Here is a 21,882-nt window from a genome sequence, read left to right on the forward strand (position 1 = left end):
TGGTAGAATACAAGTGATTGTAGTATACTGGACGGGCAGAAGCGCAGAAAAGGAGACCCTATACATGAGTAAAAAAATGATTTTTTTCGACATTGACGGAACGCTGTATGATGAAAACAAACAGATTCCCGGTTCTACCAGGAATGCTATTCATAAGCTTCGCAGCAAGGGCCATGACATCGCGATTTCCACTGGAAGAGCTCCCTATTTGTTCGATGACCTCCGGGAAGAACTCGATATTCATACGTTTATTTCATTCAACGGCCAGTTTGTAAAATACAAGGGAAATGCTATTTATCAAAATACGATCCCTACTACAACACTTCAGTCTCTGCAGGCCTTCGCTGCTGAGAAAGAACACCCGATTGTGTTTATGGGCAGCACTGCCATGAAAGCAAATATTGAATTCCACCATGACATTCATGACAGCATAACGACACTCGGCGTAGAACATCCCGAATTTGATGCTTCGTTTGCAGAGCAGAATAATATTTACCAGGCCCTTCTATTTGCCCGCGAAGATGAGGAAAACCGTTATGTAGATCAGATGCAGGATCTGCGATTTGTACGTTGGCATCCTTACTCTCTCGATGTTATTCCTCCAGGAGGATCCAAAGCAAACGGTATTAAAAACCTCATCGCTGAAGCCGGCATCGAGCTTGAGAACTGCTATGCTTTTGGGGATAATTATAACGATGTAGAAATGCTTCAGTACGTACCCAACAGTGTTGCTATGGGGAACGCCCCGGACGAGGTCAAAAGTTGTGCCCGCCATATTACAGCTGATGTAGGTGATGACGGGATTGCGCGTGGACTTGAAAAAGTAGGGCTGCTGTAGTGACCGTTTTAGCAGTACCGGATGCTCGGATTATCAAAAAAGAGCACTTAAAGAAGCCCCCTTTTTTGTAAAGGCAGGCTTCTTTTAATATGATTGTTATTCGGTCAATGAAATTATAGACACGCGCTGCGAAAGGAAGTTTCACTCTTTCGAGGCTCCCTTTTCTTCCAGCTGTTTGGGTTGTTCCGATGAGTTTGATTTCAATGGGCCGCCCTCTAGCTGTTCTGGTTCTGCGGGATATAAATACTGCTGCAGTGCCTTAGGCTTATTCGTAATGATCCCAGTAACGCCAGCCTCTATGGCTTTTTTCCATCCACTCTTTTTATCAATAGTGTACGGAACTACTTCCAGTTCCGCGTTGATAGCGTCGTCAATCCAAGCTTTGTCAATTGTACGGTAATGAGGATGAAGCTCAGTAGCCCCGACAATTTTCGCGTATTCACACGGTCGGTATAGATGCACCGCATAAAGAATTGCGATGTTTACCTCTTCCGATAACTCCCGGGCGTAGGCCATCGAGCGGTGGTTAAAGCTTGACACGGTAGCTGACTCAATCTTTTTGTAGTCATTCAGCAGGTTAATTACAGCTTCTTCAAGCCCTTTATGTGCAACATTGGAATTTTTCAGCTCAAGCACAAACTTCATCTCTTCCGTGCTTGTTTCCTGCAGCAGACGTTCCAGGCTGACGATTTTTTCTTTGCGGTATCGTTTGTTCATCCACGCCCCAGCGCTTAAGTCCTGCAGTTCTTTGTATGTATATTCATGAACACTCCCGGAAGCTCCAGTCGTTCGTTTCAAAAGCGTATCATGAATTAATACTGGAACCCCGTCTTTTGAAAGCTGCACGTCTGTTTCAATTGCGTCTGCCCCGTCTGTAACGGCCTGGCGGAAAGCCGACATTGTATTTTCCGGGCGGCGGTCTGAAGCCCCCCGATGAGCTATAATTGAAGTCAAAATATCTTCCCTCCCTGCAAATAACCGTACAAAACCCGCTCTATAAGAGCAGGTTCCGGCAGATGTCCCACTATCGGCTATAATCGTTATTCCATAAAGTTTGCTTTCCACAATTGCCCTGGCTCCCACTGCCTGGGCAAATCTTTTCTTTATTATATATTCACATTCCAGGGTTTGAAAAGCAACCGTTAAGGCACATTCAATTTCTTCCATAAAAACAAGCCTTGCTCTATTAAAGTTTTCTGCCTGCTTTTTAATATTTTTTCTGTTGCTTTTGGGACATAATATTTCTTTCAGTAACGCTCAAAAAATGTAATTCTCCCCTGTCGTTGAATAGAAAAAAAGGCGATGCAGCAGGCACATTTGCTTCTCTCGATAAATTGTTGCCTTCTTTGTGCATGTGAATCGTCTGTATGCTCGACTCTGTATCGTACCAATGATATCCGAACAGTCCGGCAATGCCCAGGCCAAGCACTGTAACAATCGCATAAAACTTCCCCATATTCCCCACTCCAATTGTGCTTCTTCAGTGAATAATATTATAGCTGCAACCCCTATTGCAGATTATTATCCTGGTTACTACCTTATATTATACAATTCCAGGATGATACATACTTCCATCACTTTCTTTCATTTATTAGTTTAGCACTACCAAATCTCACAAAAAAACTCCGCCTCGGCGAAGTTTCATAAAAGCATAGATGTATTTAACAACACAAGCGCAAGCAGCGAGCTTCCGTACAGTAGTGAACAATGCTGCCTATTTTCTTTCATCTCTGCATTTGTGTTCCACAGTTCGTAAAATAAATAAGTGAGCACAGCAAACAACATCAGGGATAAAATAATAATAATCATTTTAACTCCCTTCCCGCTTTTTGTCAGAATCTTTAATTTAATTTTAGTGCATCTGTCCGGTCTTTTCAAACCTTTTTCACTTTTGGACATACATTTTCCCAAAGGCAACTTTTATATTGGAAATTTCAAGGCACAATAAAATATGCATCCCCCGGCCCTCACTCAGCCAGTCGAAGAGTAAATATTAAAATCCCCCGTGCGCCGGCACGGGGGTACATTTTTACAAGTGGCGCCCTAGGCAGGATTCGAACCTGCGACCTACAGCTTAGGAGGCTGTTGCTCTTCCCCTGAGCTACTAGGGCAAATATACATTCATAAGGATACAGAAACCTCTGTCGCAAAGAGCAAAGACAAATGTAAGAATACGTGTAAAAGCGCTTATTGTCAAGGTTTCCTTTTTAAGTTATATGATAAAACAGACACCCAACTATGAAGCTGGGTGCCTGTTTTGCTATTAATTCGTTACTTTGTATTCGCGGAGCATATGAGCAAATACCTGCTCTATATGCTTTTTCTCCAGCTTCGTGCAGTCTTTTGGCTTTTTGCCGGCTTCGGCAATTACCCACTGGTTGCTGCGTGTATCAATCAGGTACAGCTTATCGTTTGGTAGAAATACCTGACTGAGTGCTTTCTTTTTCGGCTCATCCAGTGTTAAATCAACCATAACGTCAATATTACGGTCGAAGTGACCGCTGACGGAACCTTTTAATTCTGATTCCAGAAGTTCAATGGTGAAAGTTTCATCTCTGAACCGTTTTCTGTAGTCTTCTTTTTCCAATTCACCCTGGTCCACAATTTCCATTAAAACCTCGTCGAAATCGCCCCAGAGCTTATCAATACACTTGCTGATACGTTTCATTTTTTCTGCCGTAGTGTCTTCTGTGTCATTTTTATGAAAATCAAATTCTTTTGACCAATCCATCTAATCCCTCCTAGAACTCTTAGCATTTTCCTTCCCGTTTCCGGAAAAACTCACACTTAGCATTTTATCTCGTTCTATGCACTATGGCTATAGCTTCACGTATAATTCGTTAATTTTTTAAATCCAGCCACGATAACCCATTGCTTCCTGCAGGCGGCCTATAGCAAAGGTCATGGCGCCGTTTCTATTCGTTGTCTTGTGCTCGTAGGCGGATTTTTCCGTCTGTTCATACGCCTCAAGAATAAAGGCTTTCATTCGTTCATTAATTACATCTTCAGACCAATAGTAGTTCATGTGGTTCTGGACCGACTCCAGATACGATACGATGACTCCTCCGGCGTTCACTAAAATATCCGGATACACCTGCTGCCCCTGGTCCTTTAAAATATGATCTGCTTCCGGCGTTGTCGGTCCGTTTGCAAGTTCCATAATTTTCGGCGCTTTTACCCGCTCTGCGTTCTTTTCTGTAATAACGCCTTCCATGGCAGCTGGGATCAGAATGTCAGCCTCTGTGTAAAGAATGTCCATATTGTTTTCAAGCATATAGTTTTCTCCGTATTCCTGCAGCCCATTCCCTGCTTTTGCCTGTTGGGCTCTTGGAATATCAAGCCCATTTTCCTCGTAAAGAGCTGCTTTGGAATCGCTGACGCTAACAATTTTACAGCCCATATCATACAAAAGTCTCGCAGCAATCTGACCGGCGTTGCCAAATCCCTGCACGGCTACGCGTACATCTTCAGCACGCTTGTTTTCTTTTTCAAGCATTTTTTCAATAATATACACAGCGCCGCGGGCAGTCGCTGATTCTCTTGCTTTTGAACCACCGACGAGAGGCGGCTTCCCAGTGATAACGCCGGGCTCATGTCCTCCGGCCATACGGGAATACGTGTCCATCATTACGCTCATGATCTTAGGATCTGTATACACATCCGGAGCCGGCACATCTTTATTCGGGCCAAGCAGGTCAAACAGCGCCTCGGTGTACCCCCGGCTTACCTGGCGAATTTCCCGGTCACTCAGAAGAGACGGGTCACATACGACTCCGCCCTTCGCTCCCCCATGCGGAATCTGCACCAGTGCACACTTAAATGTCATCCAGGCAGCAAGCGCTTCTGTTTCCTCTTCATCTGTTTGGGGATAAAAACGGAGGCCGCCTTTCACCGGCCCGAGAACGTCATTGTGCTGTGTGCGGTAGCCTGTAAACATCTGGGTATGGCCGTCATCCATTTCCACTGGAAACTGAACTTCTACCTTTCTTTTCGGATGCTTCAGTATCGTTTCTATAGTGTTTGGCAGTTGAATAAGCTGGGATGCTTCAGCGATCTGTTGATGTACAACGCCAAGCGGTCCCTGGTTTTGTTCAGCCATGATGCTCTTCCTTTCTATAGGACTGCTGCCCCTAAAATATTTTCTGCATGCTTTAATGCAAATGCGTGCCCTGCTTCATCAAAACTGGCTACGGCGTCCTGGTGAATAATGATATTAAACCCTTTATTATAAGCATCCACCGCAGTATGGAGGATGCATATATCGGTACAGACTCCGACAAGATGGAGCTCGGTGATGCCCCGTTCTCTTAATTTCATTTCCAGGCTCGTTCCTGCAAAGGCACTATACCTTGTTTTATCCATCTGCCAAACATTCGGCTGGTGTTGTATAGTTTCGTACAGGCTTTGAATGCTTCGATACAGGTCTCTTCCTTTTGTGCCTGCTATATTATGGGAAGGAAATAATTCCGTTTCCGGATGATAGGCATCCCCCTCTTCATGACGATCGAGAGCGAATACGATAAAATCACCGGCTGCCTGAGAGGTTTCGATTAATTGATGAATGGCGTTTTCGATTTTTTGTCCCGGCTCTCCGCAGGTCAGGGCTCCTTCTTCCGCTACGAAGTCCATTGTATAGTCAATCACAATCAAGGCACGCGAATAGCTCATCAAGTGTCTCCTTTCTTTTTATGAATGCCGCACCACCGGATTAAAAAGTCGGCGTACACTTTTGTTACGTTTTTCACACTTTCAAGATCCACCCATTCATCGGGTTCATGCATTTTTGCACCCGACGGCCCGTAGCACGTAACAGGAGTATCGTAATAAAGACCGTAATACCGGGCATCTGTCGTAACTGGTATTGCCTGCCGGCCGCAATGTGTGCCAGTTACAAATTCATGGGCTTCATCGAGCCTGGCAAACAGCGGGTCTTCCTCGGGCATTATCATTCCCTCTGCATGAAAGCCGAAGGATTCAAAGGACGGAGGGTGCTCGCGGAGCCACTCATCATCTTTCGTTTTATCGAGAATCCAATCGATTAAATCCTGTTTACCTTCGGCCGGATCTTTCCCCGGGTAAACGGCCGATCGTACTTCAAGGGTGGCTTCTACCGGAATATTTGAGGCAAAATCTCCACTGTGCATCGTGCCTGCCTCTACGTCAATCGGTTCTTTCATATGGGCAAACTCCGGTGGCTTCTGTTCATCCCGATTGACGTATTCCCGGTAGCTCTGCAAAGCCTCAATGATAGTCTGGGCTTTTTCAATGGCGTTTGCCCCGACGCCGGTTCGATCCGATTGAAGGTTGCTGCTCGTATCAATATGAATACGAAGCCAGATGCTTCCGAGCTGCGCAGTGGAGGGGCACTGGCCGAACGGTTCCGGAATAAGCACCGCATCTGCCAGATACCCCGCATTCGCTGCTGCGAGCGTCCCGTTGCCCGTAGCTTCTTCTTCGATAACGGTTTTGATGGAAAAATCAGCAGCCGGTTCGTAGCCTGCCTCCTGAATGGCTTTGTAGGCGTAAATCATCGCCGCTACGCCGCTTTTCATATCAAGGACCCCGCGCCCATACAGACGGTTCCCGATCTGCAGAGCACTCCACGGATCCACGCTCCATTTATGTTTGGGCTCGGGACTCACTACATCCACGTGTCCCTGAAACAGCAGACTGTTTCCTTTAGACTCCTGAATGCTGCGCGGTGCTTTCGCCACGACAACCGGCCTGCCCGCGTAGGACCACTCACTCGGGGCATAGCCGGGGAGAGAGCTAATCTCTTTTTCATCGACCTCCACTGTTTCCACATCCATCTGCAGCTCGTTTTGAAAAAAATCCTTTAAGTATAGTTGAAGCGAGCCCTCATGTTCGATCGTACTTGGGAACCGGGCGATCGTCTGTAAAAACTCCACTTCCTCTCCCCACAGTTTATCCACTGTCGAGAGTATTTTTTGACTCGAATCGACTGTTTCAGTCACACGCTCTCCCTCATTTCTTAACAAATCACTTTATTTCTCTTTTCAACTCTTCCCATTTTTACATGAAAGTATGCTTCTAGTTTTAATGTAGGCGTTTTTTCAGAAGCCTCCCTCCCAGGCTGCCGAAGCAGGCCTTTTCTCTATATAAAAAAGAGGAAGCGCCTAGGCGTTTCCTCTTTGAATTAATACAGAGCTGTCCCACTGCAGCCAAAATCCGGCTGAAAACCATGCGGCTGCAAGTGCCATAGCGAAAAATAGCATTCCCCACACCTGGGAGGGAACACGGCTCACACGATGCATACCGGTAGCGTCTCCGGCGTCGCCAGGCATCCGCAGACTACGTTGCAGGATAATCCAGGCTGAACGCACCGACTGGGTGAGCAGAAGCACCCCGAGAATAAACATTATCCATATCTTAAGCATTTCCATATTTTCAATCAGCACATACAGTCCTCCTGCAGAAGCTGCCAGCCCCCAGATAATCCCGGCAGGATTGCGGACCCAGAAAAGTGTATTCCAAATGAACAGACCTACGAGACCAAGCATGAGCCCACTGTACCACCCGGACGTAAATATCCAGCTGTATAGAAGAGCCATGCCGCTTGCGAACGGATAGCCCGCGAATGTTGTAAGCGCCTGGCCCAGTTTGCCTTTATGCCCGGTTTCAGCGAGACCCTCCCGCGTATAAAATAAAGAAATGGAGCGCACTTTTCCGCCGGTGGCAAGCGCCATAAAAGCATGGCCATTTTCATGTACCAGTGTCTGAAACAGGGAAAGATAGGTACCCACGACCGGTGTATAGGTAAGGGCTGTTAGCACGACTGCTGTTGTCAGGAAAAACACGGCCGTCTCAATCATAATTGTTCCTGCGCGTGGCCGGGCAGCGGACGATTATTTCCCACCGCCTGCTTTAACGCCTGTTGCATGTATCCCATCCCCCGGTAGTCCCGCAGCGGAAAAACAGTCCGTTCCATTGGCAGTATCCTGGCGATGAGCGGATTGAATTTCCGTCCCAGAAGCACTACATACTGGTCATACTCACCCATCTGCTTTGCCTGCCACTGTTGCAGACAAAACTCCGTGGAAACTTCTTCCCGCTGTTTTTTCCCAAACGTGACGTCGTAATTTGCATCAATACGCTCCTGCGGATACATAAAGCCATGTTTTCCAGAGAGCACAGTCCATTGGTCAGTGAACGCTTCGGCGTAAGCCCGGCACAGCTGATGAAAGGTACTCTGGTACACATGTTTTACAGGAAGGGGGCCAAGGCCCGGATCTGCATCCCAGGCCTTTTTCGCCCCGCAGGGAATAATTGCGAGCTGTTTCAATTTCATTCACCTTTTTTCTTTAATTTTCGCGTATGTCTTTTTTGGTCGCTTTCCGTTTTCCACGTATACAGAGCCGGCACTAAAAGAAGCGTCATTATTGTGGAAAAGACAAGGCCAGTTACGATGGCTGTGCCGAGCGGCTGAAACAATGGATTGTCCCCAAGGGCAATTGGAAGCAGGCCGGCGATGGACGTTAAGCTTGTTAAAAGAATTGGCCGGAACCGTTCTTCTCCGGCTGCCGTAACAGCCGTTCGCACATCTGCCCCCGCGCGGATGCGCTGCTCCATAAATTCTATCATAACGACTGCGTTCCGTACGACGATACCGGCGAGACTGACAGCCCCCATCATTGACATAAAACCAAGTCCTGTCTGAGTTAGGAACAGACCGAGAATAACTCCAGCGATAGCAACATATACTGCGCTCAATACGATAAACGGGATCCGGAGCGAATAAAACTGCAGGGCAAACAAAATCAACAGCAAAAAGACTACTACGATGAATATTTGCCCAATATCAATAAATACATCGTTTCGTTCAGAGGTTTCGCCGCCTATCTGGACACTGACTCCTCCGTATTCATTTTCAATCGAATCAAGAGAATCTTCAGCTACGGCTAAAATTTCGTCTTCGGAGACATCTCCCGGGTACGCTCGGACTGTAATGGTCCGCTCTGTATTTTCATGCGGGACAGCGGAAATCGTTGTTTCCTCTGTGCCCTCCCCCAGATCATTTAACGTAACGTCTTCTCCATTGTCGTCTCTGGCCATAATAATTTGGTTCAGGTCGCTGTTTGTAACCTGCTCTCCGTTATCATACATCACCTGGACCGGTACTACTTCATTATCCGTATTCCACTGGCCAAACGGCACGCCTTCCCCAAGCAGCCGGAGCTCGGTGCTTACAGCTTCATTGGTGACGCCTGTCCCTTCCATGGCCTCCCTGTCCTGTTCAAACCGCCATTGATTCACGTTCTGATTGGCGTTAGACACAGCCAAATCCACTCCGTCCGTTGCGTCAAACAATGCTTCGACTTCCGCTGCTGCAGAGAAGAGCTCCTCTGTTTCCTCCCCGGAAAGCTCAATCGCAATCGGAGCACCCACCGGCGGCCCGGATTCAACAATTGACCCCTGGGCTTCGACGTTGTCGAAGGTATTCCGGATCTCTTGCGGCCACGTTTCACTTCCTTCTCTTGCCGGAATCTCTTCAGGGTTTACGTAAACGAGAAAATTCATATCGTTCGGGCCGGCAGCACCGCCGCCTGCCCCACCCGAAAATACGGTAGGAATTTCCGTCCCGGCATAAGAAGACACCGACGTTACTCCTTTTCGTGTCTGCAGCCAGGCGCTGACTTCTTCCGCCTGGGTTTCCGTTTCCTCAAGCGGGGTATTTTCGGGCACCGATGCTTCGATAAATACTTCCTCCCGCTCCGTGTCCGGGAAAAACTCGAGCGGCGTGTACGGCACGAGCGCAAATGCCGATGTTCCGAGTATCAGGCCGGCAAGCGACACGATAATCGGCCGCTTTACGACACGCGTCAACACTCGTTTACTGTACCATCTGGCTGAACGGTCAAGAAAGGAGCCCAGAAATCCCGGCGAGGGGCGCTTGAGTGTCTTTGTTCTTCTTTTTTCTACAATGCCCCGGTAAATTGGGATAAAAAAGATCGCAAGAAGCGTAGACGAAATCAATACCGTAATCAGCACGACAGGCAGGGGGCGGATAAACGAACCAGCCGCTCCCGGAAGAAATAAAAGCGGAAAAAAGGTAAATACAACAGCAAGCGTTGACACAATAACGGATACAAGCACTTCCCTCACCCCGTTGCTTGCTGCTTCAATCGGGCTGTCGCCCCTCCGGAGCCGGCGGTCAATGTTGTCGTTTACGACAATGGCATCGTCAACGAGAATCCCAAGCGAAATGATAAAAGCAATCAACGAAATTTGATTCAGACCGACATCGGTAAACGGAAGAGGAATCATCCCGATCGCAAGTGCTGCCGGAATCGATATAGCTACCGAAAGGGCTGTCCGCAGCCGCAGGCCGATAGAACACACAATTAATACCGACACAAATGCCACCACAAATGAGATAGCCAGACTTGAAAATAAATCCTCTACGACGTCGCCCTGCGTATAGAGCTGGGTCAGCTCCATGCCTGCAGGCAGCTGCTGTTCAAAATCCCCTATCACGTCATCTAAACTACTTTGTGCCTGCGGCACGCTCGCATTATCCGCGAGAAAGAATGTTACCGACAGGGCCGACTGCTGATTGTATTCCACCTGTTCATCTATCGGCTCATAAGTGTTTTCCACTGTGGCAACGTCCCCGAGTAGAACACTTTCTCCGCCGCTCTGCTGTCCCTGGCTCACCTCAATGCTCTCCCAGTCTTCTACGTTTTCAAGTGCTTCAAGCTCTACTTGATACAGCTCTCCTCCGCGCTGCCACTCTCCGGGCGGAACGATCTCCGAGGCTGAGGAGAGCGCCCCAATAATCTGGCCGGACTGCAATCCTTCCTCCTCGAGTGCTTCACTATCGAGGCGAACCTGCAGCTCGCGCTCCACGTCGCCAGTAATTTCCAGGCTGTCGATATCTGCTATACCAGTGAACCGCTGCTCCCAGTTTTCAATCAGCTGTACCGCTTCCGGAACCGATTCTTCCTCCACTGTCAGCTGATAAATAGCCAGCCCCTGCTGACTCAGTTCGCTATTGATGGAAGGCTCTTCTGCATCATCCGGAAACGTGGTGCTCACCTGTGATAGCCTCTGCTCGAGACTATTCCACACCTGCTCTGGATTTTCAGTGCTTTCATCAAGCTCTACAGTAATGGACGACAGACCGGGCGAGGAGACCGAAGAAATCGACGCTGTGGCCGATTCGTTATCAATCTCTTCTTCAAGCTGGTTCGTGACTGTCGTTTCCACTTCCTCGGCCGAGGCTCCAGGGTACACCGTGGTCACCTGCCCCACCGGTGGATTGGTTGATGGAATTTCTTTTTGCGGCAGCTGGAAAAAAGACAGCGTACCGACGATGACAAGCATCGCCATAAATAATAAAATCAGCTTCGGTTTTGCAATTATTTTTTTCACGTTTCTCCCCCCACAGTATTATTACCCCAGTATACTTTGTTTGGAACGAAAATGACACTAGTGTCATTTAAATTTAAAAATTATTTACGGATGTCTGATACCGTTTAAAAAAATATTATAAATGGTCTCTACCCATTCCTCCTCGCTCAGAGACGGGTCCGGTGCCTGTACGGCCACCATCAGCAGCCGCGTGATGCCCTGCGTCGGGAGGTCCCCTCGAATAGCCCCTTCTTTTTTACCGGCTTCGATTAGAGTAGACGCCCGGCTCCCCAGTTGCCCCAAGTACTGCTGAAGCTGTTCTACGTTTATTTCCACCTGTGTGGAAGCATGGTGGTCCATGACCGGGAAAATATCAAAGGCCTGATGGACCGATGCCTGCTGCACCCATACCCGGATATAGGCCTTCATACGTACGGAAAAATTCGCCTGCCGATCGGCTTCATCAAGCTGGGCGAATACCTGCTCTAGTTTATCGAGCATGTATGCCGTTACTAATTCTTCTTTTTTAGCATAGTAATTATAAATGGTGCTTCTCGCCACCCCGAGCCGTTCCGACAGGGCTTTAAAATGAAACGAATGGTAGCCTTCTTCCACGATTAGCTTTTCCGTTTCCTGAAAAAGCATTCGGCGGTCTATTGTTCGCTGCCTAGGCATCAGGGTTCTCCTCCTTTCCATTCAGTATCAAGCAAAAAACAGCATATTCAGGCCGGCTATTCCAATAATAACGGCCGTAAGTGTACGAATATGCTTTTGCGGCAGCTTTTCAAAATAGCGGATACCAATCCTTGTTCCAAGCAGCACACACACAATTCCTATAGGAACATAAAGCAGCAGCTCCTTTGAATAGTCACCGGCGCCTGCGTGGGCAAGAACAGTTAAAAGACTTCCAATTAAAAATGTAATCTGCAGGTTCGCCGTATAATGGTATTTGTTGGCTGTGGTTAATAGAAAATAAACAACAAAAAAAGGACCGCCAACACCAAATACGCCGCCTACCAGCCCACCGCAAAAGCCGAGCGTGAGCGGAATCCATTTCGGGACCGGCCGCAGTTTTTTTTCCGGCTTTTGGGCAAAGGTATACACGACCATGCCGAGAAGCACGAGACCGAGTACTTTTTTCAGAATATCCATTTCCCCAAAGTTATGTAGTATAAAAAAAGCTGCAAATCTTCCTGCTGCGGTGGCTGCCAGCAAATATCCGAGCTGCGCCCACTGAATGTGCTTATAGACCTTGCCTATAATGCTCAGGGCGGTGATAACCGACAGTGAAATAACGAGAAGCGAGCTGAACTGCAGCGTAAAGAAAAACGGCACAAAGCTCATCACGAACAAGCCGAAACCAAAGCCGCTGACGCCCTGGATAAAGCTTCCTGTAAAAATAATAACAGCGATTAAAATAAATTCCCCAATGGCACTCATGTTGTCAGAACCCTTCATTACATGCTTTTATTATTGTATCATGCTTTAAATAAAGAGAGAAAAAACGGGAGCGACTTTTGTCACGCCCGTTGATTAGCAGCAAAATAAATCATAAATTCATACAGTTGTATCGGCCATTCCCGTTTAGGATGTTCTGCCGGCCAGTGCTGGTCAAGATAGTTGGGATACGTGCCGAGCCAATCGTAAGCCACCAGATCAATCAGTTCCGGTGTATGCGACTTCATGCCGTTATAATAGCGGTATTTGGCTTCCTTCTCTTCTTCGAGCGGAGATTTCCGCTTCGGCCACCGCCATTTTTTCTTTTCTTCCTGCTGAATGAAAACGTACCGTTGCGACAGATGAAGTCGAAAATCCTGCAGGCGCTTACGGTAATAATCATCAAGCTCGTACAGTTCAGGCCAGGGCTTACGGAAATAGTGCATCCAGGCCTTCATAAATGGGGAAAGCACGTCTCCTTCCACGATTACCGGTACACCTTCCTCTTCCCACTGTTTCGCCTCCCGGTTCCGCAGTCGTTCGGCTTCGACCCACTCCCATGGGTCCTCAGGAAGCTGCGTCAAACGTTCGATCAGCTTTGCCTCGGGAAAATAACGCTTAAGCCGGCCGGAAAGCTCTGGAATCCACGCGTTGTTTTCTGCTTCCACCGTAATAATCGTCATTGTTCCCCCTGCCCGGTGCCGAATAAATATTTCATGCTTTCTGTGCTGTGCACCGGCGCATGGCAGGAAAAGTCCCGGCAGACATAGATAGTGGTCTTTCCGTTTTGCACTGGATAATCCTCTGCAAACGGAGCCGCCCGGCTGAGGTCAGTCTCCAATTCGGCCACCAGGCTTGTCACTTCGGGATGAAATGCACGCTGGATGTAGGTCTTCACCCGAAACGCTTCATCATCCTGCGCAGGCCGGATAACTACTTCCTTTCTGTCGCCGTGAAAAAGCACCAGCCCCTGCATGAGGTGACCAAAGGCAGTTGGCGCCTGTTCGATGGAGGCCGAAAAAGCTTCCCACGTTTTTTCGGCTATTCGTTCAAATTCCATTTTCCCGGAAAGACGAGCAAGTCTCATCAGCTGCACCGCAGCCACGCTGTTGCCGGAAGGCGCGGCTCCGTCAAAAGCTTCCTTTGGCCGAAACAGAAGTGATTCCCCATCGGACGCTGTGAGAAAGAATCCCCCGTTTTCCTGATCGTAGTAGTAGCTAACCATCGTTTCTGCCCAGGCAGACGCCTTTTCAATATACTCCGGCTTCCAAGTCGAAGCGTAAAGCTCAGTGCTGGCCCAGATCATATTGGCATAATCGTCCACATATGCATCATACTGCACGTCGCCATCCTTCCAGCGGGCTTTGAAGCGCCCGTTTTGATCCTGGAGCCGGGTTTCAATAAAACGGTACGCCTCCTCCGCAAACGTCGTCCATTCCTCTTTCTGGAAAACCCGTCCTGCCTTAGCCATCGAAGCAATCATCCAGCCATTCCAGGACGTAAGTATTTTTTCATCCCGGAACGGACGCACACGCTTTTCCCGATGTTCGTATAAGGCCTGCAGTGCCCCGCGGCGTTCTGCATCACTCCAGCCAGCGGTCGGACGGTTGATCCGGTTGGGAATGCTTTTCCCTTCAAAGTTTCCGGCGGGGTCGATACCGTACTCAATCGCAAACTGTTCGCCACGCTCTTCCCCAAGCACATCTTCAATCTCTTCCGGGGTCCAGACGTAAAATTTACCTTCTTCCCCCTCACTGTCGGCATCCTCTCCGCAGAAGAACGCGCCTTCTTCATGCGTCAGATCCCGGTGCACGTACTCAATAATTTCCTCCACGACTTCTTTATACCTTGTCTCACCCGTCAGTTGATACGCCTCCGTATACGCCATTAAGAGCAGCGCGTTATCGTACAGCATTTTTTCAAAATGCGGCACAAGCCACGCCTCATCCGTCGCATAACGGGAAAACCCGCCGCCAATATGGTCTCTGATGCCTCCTGAAGCCATTGCATCGAGCGTGGAGGTGGCCATGTACAGCGCACCCTCGCTTTCAAATTGATGATAGTAATGCAGCAGGTACATTACGATATGCGGACTTGGAAACTTTGGGGCAGACCCGAATCCGCCGTACGAAGAGTCAAACTGCTGAGTGAAGGCGCGGAACGCTGTATGCACGTTATTGATATTCAGCTGTCTCGTTTCTAAAGCCCGCGGCTCCAACGCTTTGGAAATATCATTGCCCACCTGCGCCACTCGCTCGGGGTCGTCGCGGTAGATATCTGAAAGCTGGCTTAGGACATCCATAATTCCCGGCATACTGCCCATCTGGTTCCTTGGAATATAGGTGGCTGCATAGAAGGGCTTCTGGTCCGGCGTAATAAACACGTTCAGCGGCCAGCCACCGTGTCCGTTCATAGCCTGGCATGCTGACATATAGATTGCATCCACATCCGGGCGCTCCTCCCGGTCCACTTTCACAGGCACAAATTTTTCATTTAACACTGCTGCCACTTCCGCATTTTCAAAGCTTTCCTGCTCCATTACATGACACCAATGGCACGTTGAATACCCAATGGACACCATAAGCGGTTTGTTTTCTGCCTCCGCCTTTTCAAAAGCATCTGTTCCCCATGGATACCAGTCCACCGGGTTGTTTTTATGCTGCTGGAGATAGGGTGATTTTTCGTATTGTAGACGGTTCAACCAATCACGTCCTTTCTTGTTAATATTTATTCACGAAAAAGACGCTGCCCAAACAAGGACAGCGTGTTTACCAGTTATCCGTTTATTGCTTTTTCCATTTCGTCAATATTATCAACGCCTTTTTTATAATACTTATAAGCTTCTTTCCATTCTTCTTCATCGTATGATTCGGCTTCTTCAAAGTAATAAATTGTTTCTGTCGTCCAGTCGTGTACGGCGTCGAATTGTTCAACGTAAGGTTCAAGCTGGTGAAGTTGGCTTAACATACGTTGTGAACCTGCCTCAATAGCTTCGTAGCCTGTGGGATTCTTCCCTTCTTTTTCTACAAGCTCCCCTGAGGCAATAAGAGTTTTTTTGTCCCCATTGTATTCATCTAAATTTTTTAAAGTTGTACCTGCGTTTTCTTCGAATATTGAAGGATAAAATACCATGTCATGATTCACTCTATATTTTAACGCCCCTAACGCTTGCGTTCCATACGGTTCGGGCTTGTCTTCCTGCGATAATGTATCGTAATTGATCCAGGAGTAAGTATACGTTTCTTTCGTATTTTTATAAAAAATCATCGAATTATCATAGACAATAACATCTTTGTACTCGTCTTCTGGTCGAAGAATCTCCCCAAACCGCAGTTTTGCTTCCTTACTACTTAGACGTCCTTTTTCGGGAAGGCTGAACGTGGCCATCGTTTCGTGCAACTTTTCAAAACGTTCGGACGTTTCTTCAGCCGCCATTTCGGCTGTTTCTGTCTTCGTATCTTCTTCACTGGAAGAATCATTTGCAGAAGCCTCGTCTTTATTCTCCTTGTTTTCGCTTGAATCACTGCCTGATTCTTCCAAAGTTACACAAGCAGATAGTGCTAATAGTGATGACAGACTAATCATAACTAATTGTTTCTTCATGTCAGGTGCCCCTTTATACTATCACTCTAATGTTTGGTAATTGCTTTTTAACATTACTATACCAATTTTTCGATTTTAAATAATGCATTGCCTGGCATATAGTTAGATTTTACTCCTGTTTTTAATAGAAGCTTTTCCCCTGCCCCGGGCAGCTCTCTTTTAAATTTTTATGATAGAATCTAAATGTAATGATTATCATAAACTGTTTAAAAAGTGAGGATACACAATGATTGCAAAAACGGAAGAGGATTTTCAGGGTTTACGGGAAATTGGCGAAATTTGTGGAACGATTCGGAACAAACTAGTCCAGGCTGCTAAACCAGGGATTACAACAAAGGAACTCGATACCATTGCAGAAAAGCTGTTTGAACAATCAGAAGCTCAATCTGCCCCGAAAGGAGTGTACGACTTTCCAGGCCAGACGTGTATCAGCGTCAATGAAGAAGTAGCGCACGGAATCCCGGGCGATCGGGCCATTCAGGAAGGCGACCTTATCAATATTGATGTTTCGGGTTCGAAAAACGGCTATTTCGCAGATACTGGGGTTTCCTTTGTGATTGGCAGTGCTGAACCAGTGTTACAAAAAATATGCGACGCTGCCAAAGAAGCATTCGATGCCGGCCTGGAGAAAGCTAAACCCGGGGCAAAAAAGAGCGCTCTCGGAAAAGCTGTACACAACGTGGCAAAGCAGCATGGTCTGACGGTTATCAAAAATCTTACCGGGCACGGCATTGGACGCTCGATTCATGAACCGCCGGAGCATATTTTTAACTACTTTTCCCGTTGGGACGATGAAATTTTAAAGGATGGAGCGGTCATTGCCTTTGAGCCTTTTATTTCGACGTTTGAAGAGGAGGTTTTTCCGGCTGAAGATGGCTGGACCCTGTTGACCGATGACAGCTATGTAGCTCAATACGAGCATACAATTATTCTCACCAGGGACGGCCCGATTATAACTACACTGTAGGCTCATAATTTTTTCTTATCTATTTACCGCTGCAGGCGATTTTTCTCCTGACCTATGTCTAAATCTTCACGAATACGGGAACAGCCTACTATCATCCCGTTCAGGAGGTTCATTATGCCAGCACAACAAACAATCAGTTCCTTTTTATATGACTGCCTTGCAAAAGAAGGTATTACAGAAATATTCGGCATACCGGGCGATTATAACTTCGCCCTGCTTGATGAGCTTGAAAGCTACAGCGGCATTCGCTTTGTCGATAACAGAAATGAGCTGAATGCCGGTTATGCGGCAGATGGCTATGCGCACGTCGCAGGCCTCAGCGCTATGATTACCACGTTCGGCGTGGGGGAGCTTAGCGCCTCGAATGCTGTTGCCGGAGCCTACAGTGAACACATTCCCCTCATCCATATTGTCGGCTCACCCGCCTTCTCTATGCAGGAAGCCGGGACTAAAGCCCATCATACATTAATGAACGGCGACTATTCGGTGTTTCTGCGCATGCATCAGGAAATCACCTGTTATGCAGTAAAAATCACCCCCGAAAACGCCGCCGAGGAAATTCCAAAAGCGATCGCTTCTGCCGTCCGTGAGCGAAAGCCGGTTTATCTGGATATTCCGCAGGATACAGCGACCACGCGCATCGAGACTCCCGGTATCCAGCAGGAGCTTTCCTACATGAGCGATGAGCTGGTCGTGCAGGAAACAGCCCAGCTGATGAAGGAAGCCATTGATCAGGCAGAAAAAGCGGTGCTGCTTGTAGATATTTTTACCTCCCGCTACCACATGGAGAACATTATTTTACAGCTGGCAGAACATTTGAACATTCCGACAGCCCAGATGATGCAGGGCAAAAGCGGGTTCAATGAACAGCATCCGCTATACATCGGCATTTACGCCGGGGCCTTCGGCAGCCAGCAGGTGTGCGATTATGTAGAGAACGCTGATTTAATTATTACTGCCGGATTGCTTGAATCCGATTTTAACATGGCAAAATTCACTGCCGATCTCCCGGCGGAAAAACGGATCGATATCCAGCCACAGGAGATTTCCATTCAAAACAAAGCACGGTACAATACAGTGGTTGAAGAAGTGATTGATGCTCTTACCTTAATGGAGTGCCGTACGTTTGAACAGATTGGCTATCTTCCGTCCTTCTATGATTTTCCGTCCGAAAACTATTCGGAACGACTGCTGGCAGAAACGTACTATCCTATTATCCAAAAGCTGCTCCAGCCGAAGGATATTGTAGTCGTCGAGACTGGCACATTTTCTTACGGACTGCCGCACGTACGTCTTCCTGAGAATACGCTTTTTATTTCCCAGGGCTCCTGGCAGAGTATCGGATACGCCCTCCCGGCGGCCTTCGGGGCCGAGCTTGCAGCTCCCGGCCGGCGCGTCCTGTTATTTATGGGAGATGGATCGTTTCAGCTGACCGCCCAGGAGCTTAGTGCGATGGCCGAGCAGAATCTTAAGCCGGTTATTTTCTTTTTAAACAACAAGGGCTACACTGTTGAACGTTATTTAAACACAGAAAATACCCATGCCCGCTACAATGATATTCCGCATTGGGATTACATGCAGCTCGTAAAAAGTTTTTATCCTGCCGCGGAAACGGTGAGCGTGTCCACTTCCACGGAATTTGAAGAAGCCGTGGCCCGCATTGGCCAAAACGATACGCTCCATTTTATCGAAATGAACGTCGATGACCAGATGGATGCGCCGATTCATCTGAAGCGGCTTCGGAAATTTGCCGAAGGCAGCAGCTCATAGCAGCAGTTAAAAGCTAATCCCCTTTCATAAGGAGATTAGCTTTTTTATTCGGCATTATCGTTTAATCAGCACAGACAATTCACTCTCAAACACTTTCGTGTTCTCTTGATTGTATGTTCTGAGCATCACCGTGAGGATGCCTTCGTTTTTCCTTTTTGCTTCTATGTTGGTCACTTCCGCATACACACGCAGTTCATCACCCGGGTACACCGGCTTGATGAATTTGATATGGTTCATTTCTGTACCCGCTACGACATCGTCGCCGTACACCCCTGTCTCTACCCACAATTTGAATGTGATACTTATCGTATGAATACCGGAGGCAATAATGCCATTAAATCTCCCCGCTTGGGCTTTCTCTTCGTTTACATGCATATACTGCGGATCGAACTCCCGGGCAAACCGCAAAACATCATCCTTAGTCACCCTGTATGCACGTGTTTCAAATTTCTGGCCGGGGGTAAAAGTATCCAGCCTCATTTTTTCTCCTCCTCGTCCTTTTACATTAAACCAATCACAAAATATCATTTCCACCTTAGTATACTGCCTCTGTTTATAAAAACATCTAAATTTTAAAATTCCTGTATGTTTTTAAAAGAAATGGCAACTCTACGTTTAGACTTTGCCGTTATCGGCTATAACATAATCAGTACAGCATATTGCGTGGCGGGAATAACCAGATAAAAAGCTGGATTATGAGCCAGAGAAAGGAGACACCTTCTTTTTCTGGCTCTTTTTTTATGATTTCAGAAAGGAGGGCGGTCCACCAAGCGCCAGGGCGGTATGTGGTCTTTTTCACGACATGAACTATAAACATCCAATTAGATAGACTAACTATTTACTACAAAAAAGGAGTTATTCATTTATGTTTTTTCACCGTAAAGAGCTGCAATTTCACGCGAAACCAGACCGTCCGGATCCCGTCTTTGCCAAAAAACTGCAGGAGATTCTCGGCGGCCAGTTCGGTGAAATCTCTGTAGCGATGCAATACATGTTTCAAGGATGGAATACCCGCGGCAACGAACAGTATAAGGATATGTTGATGGATACCGGCACAGAAGAATTTGGCCATATTGAAATGATCGCGACCATGATCGCCCAGCTGCTCGATGACGCTCCTGTAGAAGAACAGGAAGAAGCAGCTAAAAACCCAGTTATCGAATCCATAATGGGAGACATGAACCCGCAGCATGCGATTGTTTCCGGACTCGGCGCCGTTCCTAAAGACAGCAATGGTGTTCCTTGGAATGCAGGCTATATTATCGCGAGCGGCAATGTGCTCAGTGATTTCCGGGCCAACCTTAATGCGGAATCGCAGGGACGCCTGCAGGTAGCACGCCTGTATGAAATGACCGAAGACAAAGGTGTCCGTCAGATGCTTTCTTTCTTACTCGCCCGTGATACGATGCACCAGAATCAGTGGGCTGCAGCAATTAAAGAACTCGAACAAAAAGAAGGCTTTACTGCACCGTCCACTGTACCGGCACAGTGGGAAGCAACTGAGTTTTCCCACCAGCTGATGAACTTTTCTGAAGGAGAGCAAAGCGCAAATCTTAACTGGCTGAAAGACAAAGCACCGGACGGCCAGTCCTTTGAATATGTATCGGAGCCGAAGGCTCATGGAGGCAAGCCTGAGCTGAAGCCTGCTCCTGACTATATGCACAACACTCTTCCAAATATGGACAAACAATAATTATTAGTAACCAGTTTTATTCACTTCTTTTTTTCGTTAAAAGCCTCCGATATTCATTTTCGGAGGCTTTTTATTCGAATTAATTTCATTACCCGCGAGCATAAACTAATCCGTACAGATATCATATTTTCCCGAAACTTATCAGAATACATCAATAAGGATAATGGTTTAAATAAGAAGCCTGGTACGTTTTTCATGCGTAAGGTGTGATTTCACAAAAGCTATTTGCTGAACTAAGTTAAAGCCTTTGAAAATAGCTAGACCCTATTTCGTGAATGCTTGGCTTTTCATCCTAACTTCCCTATAGAAAAAGCAGAGATGCCCACAAATAATTTCGATTGGCTTCAAGGGGTTCGAAATTCAAAAAGCTATAGAATATTATACGAAAATAGCCAGCAAATAAAGCAGTTCATATAAACCTGCGCCACGATAAAATTTTTGCTTTTCAAATTTATACCTGAGAATCCCCCAACATATTAGCCGGATTTTGGGCAAAAACAAGATTCGCTTTGTACTTATGTTTCTACCGTTAGTGCTTCAAGAATCAGGCGCTTAAAGGCAGGTGTCATATTTTTCAGTTGATCGATACTGTAAACCCCTACATAATATTGAATAATCAGACCATCTACAAAGGCGACCACTACCGAAGCCCCGTAATCTGTATGCAGCGCAGGATAATTCTTATCCCGGTCAAGCTCTTTTAGCTTTTTCTGCAAATGTCCCACCATTTCATTGAAAGAACCACTAAAGGTGCTTTGATGAATTTCCTTTCTTGTATAACGGCTTAACACACTTTTAATATTATCCATATTTTCTTCATTATATGCCCATGAATCATACAAGAATTTTTCTACGAAGTCTTCTACGTTTCCGCTCTCATTACCTTTCACAGCCCTCACATAATCTTCTTCCAATCGACTGAGAATTTCATCCATTTCCTGACCCATGCGTGCACTCATAATATTACACTCTCCCTTAATTTAATACTGAAGATGTTATTCCCTGAGAATCATCGTTACAACCGCTATATTTTATAGTTTGTTAATTTACTTTTATTACAGGTAATTGTCTACAGTACAAAAAAAGTAATACCCTTTATTAAAAGGATATTACTTTTTGAATTTTGGATTACCAGCGGGCGGTCACCATTTTCTTGCGGGTGTAGAACTCCACGCCGTCCTTGCCGTTCGCATGCAGGTCGCC

The 21,882-nt window shown here is 46.9% G+C and carries 21 protein-coding genes and 1 tRNA gene; 4 read left to right on the forward strand and 18 right to left on the reverse strand.

The genetic code is table 11. The features are described from left to right. Positions 1-64 precede the first annotated feature (64 nt). Complete coding sequence (locus tag ACTTK6_RS13815; protein ID WP_094907812.1) at positions 65-838, forward strand: Cof-type HAD-IIB family hydrolase; 774 nt, start codon at positions 65-67, stop codon at positions 836-838. Between the two features lie 141 nt (positions 839-979). Here the strand turns inward: ACTTK6_RS13815 and ACTTK6_RS13820 are convergent, their stop codons facing one another. The 16 genes from ACTTK6_RS13820 to ACTTK6_RS13895 form a co-directional block, all read right to left on the reverse strand. After that, on the reverse strand, positions 980-1,792 hold the full coding sequence (locus tag ACTTK6_RS13820; protein WP_079475987.1) for a glycerophosphodiester phosphodiesterase: 813 nt from the start codon (positions 1,790-1,792) through the stop codon (positions 980-982). Positions 1,793-2,045: 253 nt separating this feature from the next. After that, positions 2,046-2,294 carry a hypothetical protein gene (locus tag ACTTK6_RS13825; RefSeq protein WP_094907811.1) on the reverse strand — a complete coding sequence of 83 codons (249 nt, stop codon included), beginning with the start codon at positions 2,292-2,294 and terminating at the stop codon, positions 2,046-2,048. Between the two features lie 185 nt (positions 2,295-2,479). Beyond that, positions 2,480-2,647, reverse strand: coding sequence for a hypothetical protein (locus ACTTK6_RS13830; RefSeq protein WP_158219043.1), 168 nt, complete (start codon positions 2,645-2,647; stop codon positions 2,480-2,482). A 227-nt stretch (positions 2,648-2,874) separates the two neighbouring features. Then, positions 2,875-2,949 (reverse strand) — tRNA-Arg (locus tag ACTTK6_RS13835). A 152-nt stretch (positions 2,950-3,101) separates the two neighbouring features. Next, positions 3,102-3,569, reverse strand: coding sequence for a hypothetical protein (locus tag ACTTK6_RS13840; protein ID WP_079475984.1), 468 nt, complete (start codon positions 3,567-3,569; stop codon positions 3,102-3,104). A 117-nt stretch (positions 3,570-3,686) separates the two neighbouring features. Continuing rightward, a complete protein-coding gene (locus ACTTK6_RS13845) occupies positions 3,687-4,937 on the reverse strand; it encodes a Glu/Leu/Phe/Val family dehydrogenase (RefSeq protein WP_462833715.1) in 1,251 nt (416 codons plus the stop codon). A 14-nt stretch (positions 4,938-4,951) separates the two neighbouring features. Next, complete coding sequence (locus ACTTK6_RS13850) at positions 4,952-5,506, reverse strand: cysteine hydrolase family protein (RefSeq protein ID WP_462833716.1); 555 nt, start codon at positions 5,504-5,506, stop codon at positions 4,952-4,954. Further along, positions 5,506-6,813: an ArgE/DapE family deacylase gene (locus tag ACTTK6_RS13855; RefSeq protein ID WP_179124093.1), complete on the reverse strand. Its 1,308-nt coding sequence runs from the start codon at positions 6,811-6,813 to the stop codon at positions 5,506-5,508. The genes ACTTK6_RS13850 and ACTTK6_RS13855 overlap by 1 nt, the downstream gene beginning before the upstream one ends. A 162-nt stretch (positions 6,814-6,975) precedes the next feature. Beyond that, positions 6,976-7,671 carry a M50 family metallopeptidase gene (locus ACTTK6_RS13860; protein ID WP_462833717.1) on the reverse strand — a complete coding sequence of 232 codons (696 nt, stop codon included), beginning with the start codon at positions 7,669-7,671 and terminating at the stop codon, positions 6,976-6,978. After that, positions 7,668-8,141, reverse strand: coding sequence for a DUF6884 domain-containing protein (locus ACTTK6_RS13865; protein WP_462833718.1), 474 nt, complete (start codon positions 8,139-8,141; stop codon positions 7,668-7,670). Before ACTTK6_RS13865 ends, ACTTK6_RS13860 begins: the two co-directional genes overlap by 4 nt. 2 nt (positions 8,142-8,143) lie before the next feature. Then, complete coding sequence (locus tag ACTTK6_RS13870) at positions 8,144-11,230, reverse strand: efflux RND transporter permease subunit (protein ID WP_462833719.1); 3,087 nt, start codon at positions 11,228-11,230, stop codon at positions 8,144-8,146. 84 nt (positions 11,231-11,314) lie between these two features. Continuing rightward, entirely contained in the window at positions 11,315-11,884 is a 570-nt protein-coding gene (locus ACTTK6_RS13875; protein ID WP_462833720.1) for a TetR/AcrR family transcriptional regulator, read from the reverse strand. A gap of 27 nt (positions 11,885-11,911) precedes the next feature. Then, the gene (locus ACTTK6_RS13880; protein WP_179124092.1) at positions 11,912-12,649 is read right to left on the reverse strand and encodes a TSUP family transporter; all 738 of its coding nucleotides are present in this window, start codon (positions 12,647-12,649) and stop codon (positions 11,912-11,914) included. Between the two features lie 80 nt (positions 12,650-12,729). Further along, complete coding sequence (locus ACTTK6_RS13885; RefSeq protein ID WP_462833721.1) at positions 12,730-13,329, reverse strand: hypothetical protein; 600 nt, start codon at positions 13,327-13,329, stop codon at positions 12,730-12,732. Then, complete coding sequence (locus ACTTK6_RS13890) at positions 13,326-15,347, reverse strand: thioredoxin domain-containing protein (RefSeq protein ID WP_462833722.1); 2,022 nt, start codon at positions 15,345-15,347, stop codon at positions 13,326-13,328. Before ACTTK6_RS13890 ends, ACTTK6_RS13885 begins: the two co-directional genes overlap by 4 nt. 74 nt (positions 15,348-15,421) lie before the next feature. Then, entirely contained in the window at positions 15,422-16,249 is an 828-nt protein-coding gene (locus ACTTK6_RS13895; RefSeq protein WP_462833723.1) for a hypothetical protein, read from the reverse strand. Between the two features lie 226 nt (positions 16,250-16,475). On the opposite strand from ACTTK6_RS13895, the gene map reads away from it, so the two are divergent. Both map and ACTTK6_RS13905 read left to right on the forward strand, forming a co-directional pair. Continuing rightward, on the forward strand, positions 16,476-17,216 hold the full coding sequence (map, locus tag ACTTK6_RS13900) for a type I methionyl aminopeptidase (RefSeq protein WP_094907730.1): 741 nt from the start codon (positions 16,476-16,478) through the stop codon (positions 17,214-17,216). A 114-nt stretch (positions 17,217-17,330) separates the two neighbouring features. Further along, positions 17,331-18,986, forward strand: coding sequence for an alpha-keto acid decarboxylase family protein (locus tag ACTTK6_RS13905; RefSeq protein WP_462833724.1), 1,656 nt, complete (start codon positions 17,331-17,333; stop codon positions 18,984-18,986). Positions 18,987-19,040: 54 nt separating this feature from the next. On the opposite strand, the gene ACTTK6_RS13910 is transcribed toward ACTTK6_RS13905, so the two are convergent. Further along, positions 19,041-19,466, reverse strand: coding sequence for a MaoC family dehydratase (locus ACTTK6_RS13910; RefSeq protein ID WP_079475970.1), 426 nt, complete (start codon positions 19,464-19,466; stop codon positions 19,041-19,043). Between the two features lie 385 nt (positions 19,467-19,851). On the opposite strand from ACTTK6_RS13910, the gene ACTTK6_RS13915 reads away from it, so the two are divergent. Continuing rightward, complete coding sequence (locus tag ACTTK6_RS13915) at positions 19,852-20,679, forward strand: manganese catalase (protein WP_079475969.1); 828 nt, start codon at positions 19,852-19,854, stop codon at positions 20,677-20,679. A 515-nt stretch (positions 20,680-21,194) separates the two neighbouring features. On the opposite strand, the gene ACTTK6_RS13920 is transcribed toward ACTTK6_RS13915, so the two are convergent. Next, the gene (locus ACTTK6_RS13920; protein ID WP_233133195.1) at positions 21,195-21,638 is read right to left on the reverse strand and encodes a hypothetical protein; all 444 of its coding nucleotides are present in this window, start codon (positions 21,636-21,638) and stop codon (positions 21,195-21,197) included. Positions 21,639-21,882 lie beyond the last annotated feature (244 nt).

The sequence above is a fragment of the Marinococcus salis genome, from assembly GCF_054971365.1.

Bases quoted from the DNA above. Each gene is read 5' to 3' on its own strand.
- ACTTK6_RS13815 (WP_094907812.1), top strand. From the start codon at position 65: ATGAGTAAAAAAATGATTTTTTTCGACATTGACGGAACGCTGTATGAT.
- ACTTK6_RS13825 (WP_094907811.1), bottom strand. From the start codon at position 2,294: ATGGGGAAGTTTTATGCGATTGTTACAGTGCTTGGCCTGGGCATTGCC.
- ACTTK6_RS13830 (WP_158219043.1), bottom strand. From the start codon at position 2,647: ATGATTATTATTATTTTATCCCTGATGTTGTTTGCTGTGCTCACTTAT.
- ACTTK6_RS13840 (WP_079475984.1), bottom strand. From the start codon at position 3,569: ATGGATTGGTCAAAAGAATTTGATTTTCATAAAAATGACACAGAAGAC.
- ACTTK6_RS13845 (WP_462833715.1), bottom strand. From the start codon at position 4,937: ATGGCTGAACAAAACCAGGGACCGCTTGGCGTTGTACATCAACAGATC.
- ACTTK6_RS13850 (WP_462833716.1), bottom strand. From the start codon at position 5,506: ATGAGCTATTCGCGTGCCTTGATTGTGATTGACTATACAATGGACTTC.
- ACTTK6_RS13860 (WP_462833717.1), bottom strand. From the start codon at position 7,671: ATGATTGAGACGGCCGTGTTTTTCCTGACAACAGCAGTCGTGCTAACA.
- ACTTK6_RS13875 (WP_462833720.1), bottom strand. From the start codon at position 11,884: ATGCCTAGGCAGCGAACAATAGACCGCCGAATGCTTTTTCAGGAAACG.
- ACTTK6_RS13880 (WP_179124092.1), bottom strand. From the start codon at position 12,649: ATGAGTGCCATTGGGGAATTTATTTTAATCGCTGTTATTATTTTTACA.
- ACTTK6_RS13885 (WP_462833721.1), bottom strand. From the start codon at position 13,329: ATGACGATTATTACGGTGGAAGCAGAAAACAACGCGTGGATTCCAGAG.
- ACTTK6_RS13895 (WP_462833723.1), bottom strand. From the start codon at position 16,249: ATGAAGAAACAATTAGTTATGATTAGTCTGTCATCACTATTAGCACTA.
- map (WP_094907730.1), top strand. From the start codon at position 16,476: ATGATTGCAAAAACGGAAGAGGATTTTCAGGGTTTACGGGAAATTGGC.
- ACTTK6_RS13905 (WP_462833724.1), top strand. From the start codon at position 17,331: ATGCCAGCACAACAAACAATCAGTTCCTTTTTATATGACTGCCTTGCA.
- ACTTK6_RS13910 (WP_079475970.1), bottom strand. From the start codon at position 19,466: ATGAGGCTGGATACTTTTACCCCCGGCCAGAAATTTGAAACACGTGCA.
- ACTTK6_RS13915 (WP_079475969.1), top strand. From the start codon at position 19,852: ATGTTTTTTCACCGTAAAGAGCTGCAATTTCACGCGAAACCAGACCGT.
- ACTTK6_RS13920 (WP_233133195.1), bottom strand. From the start codon at position 21,638: ATGAGTGCACGCATGGGTCAGGAAATGGATGAAATTCTCAGTCGATTG.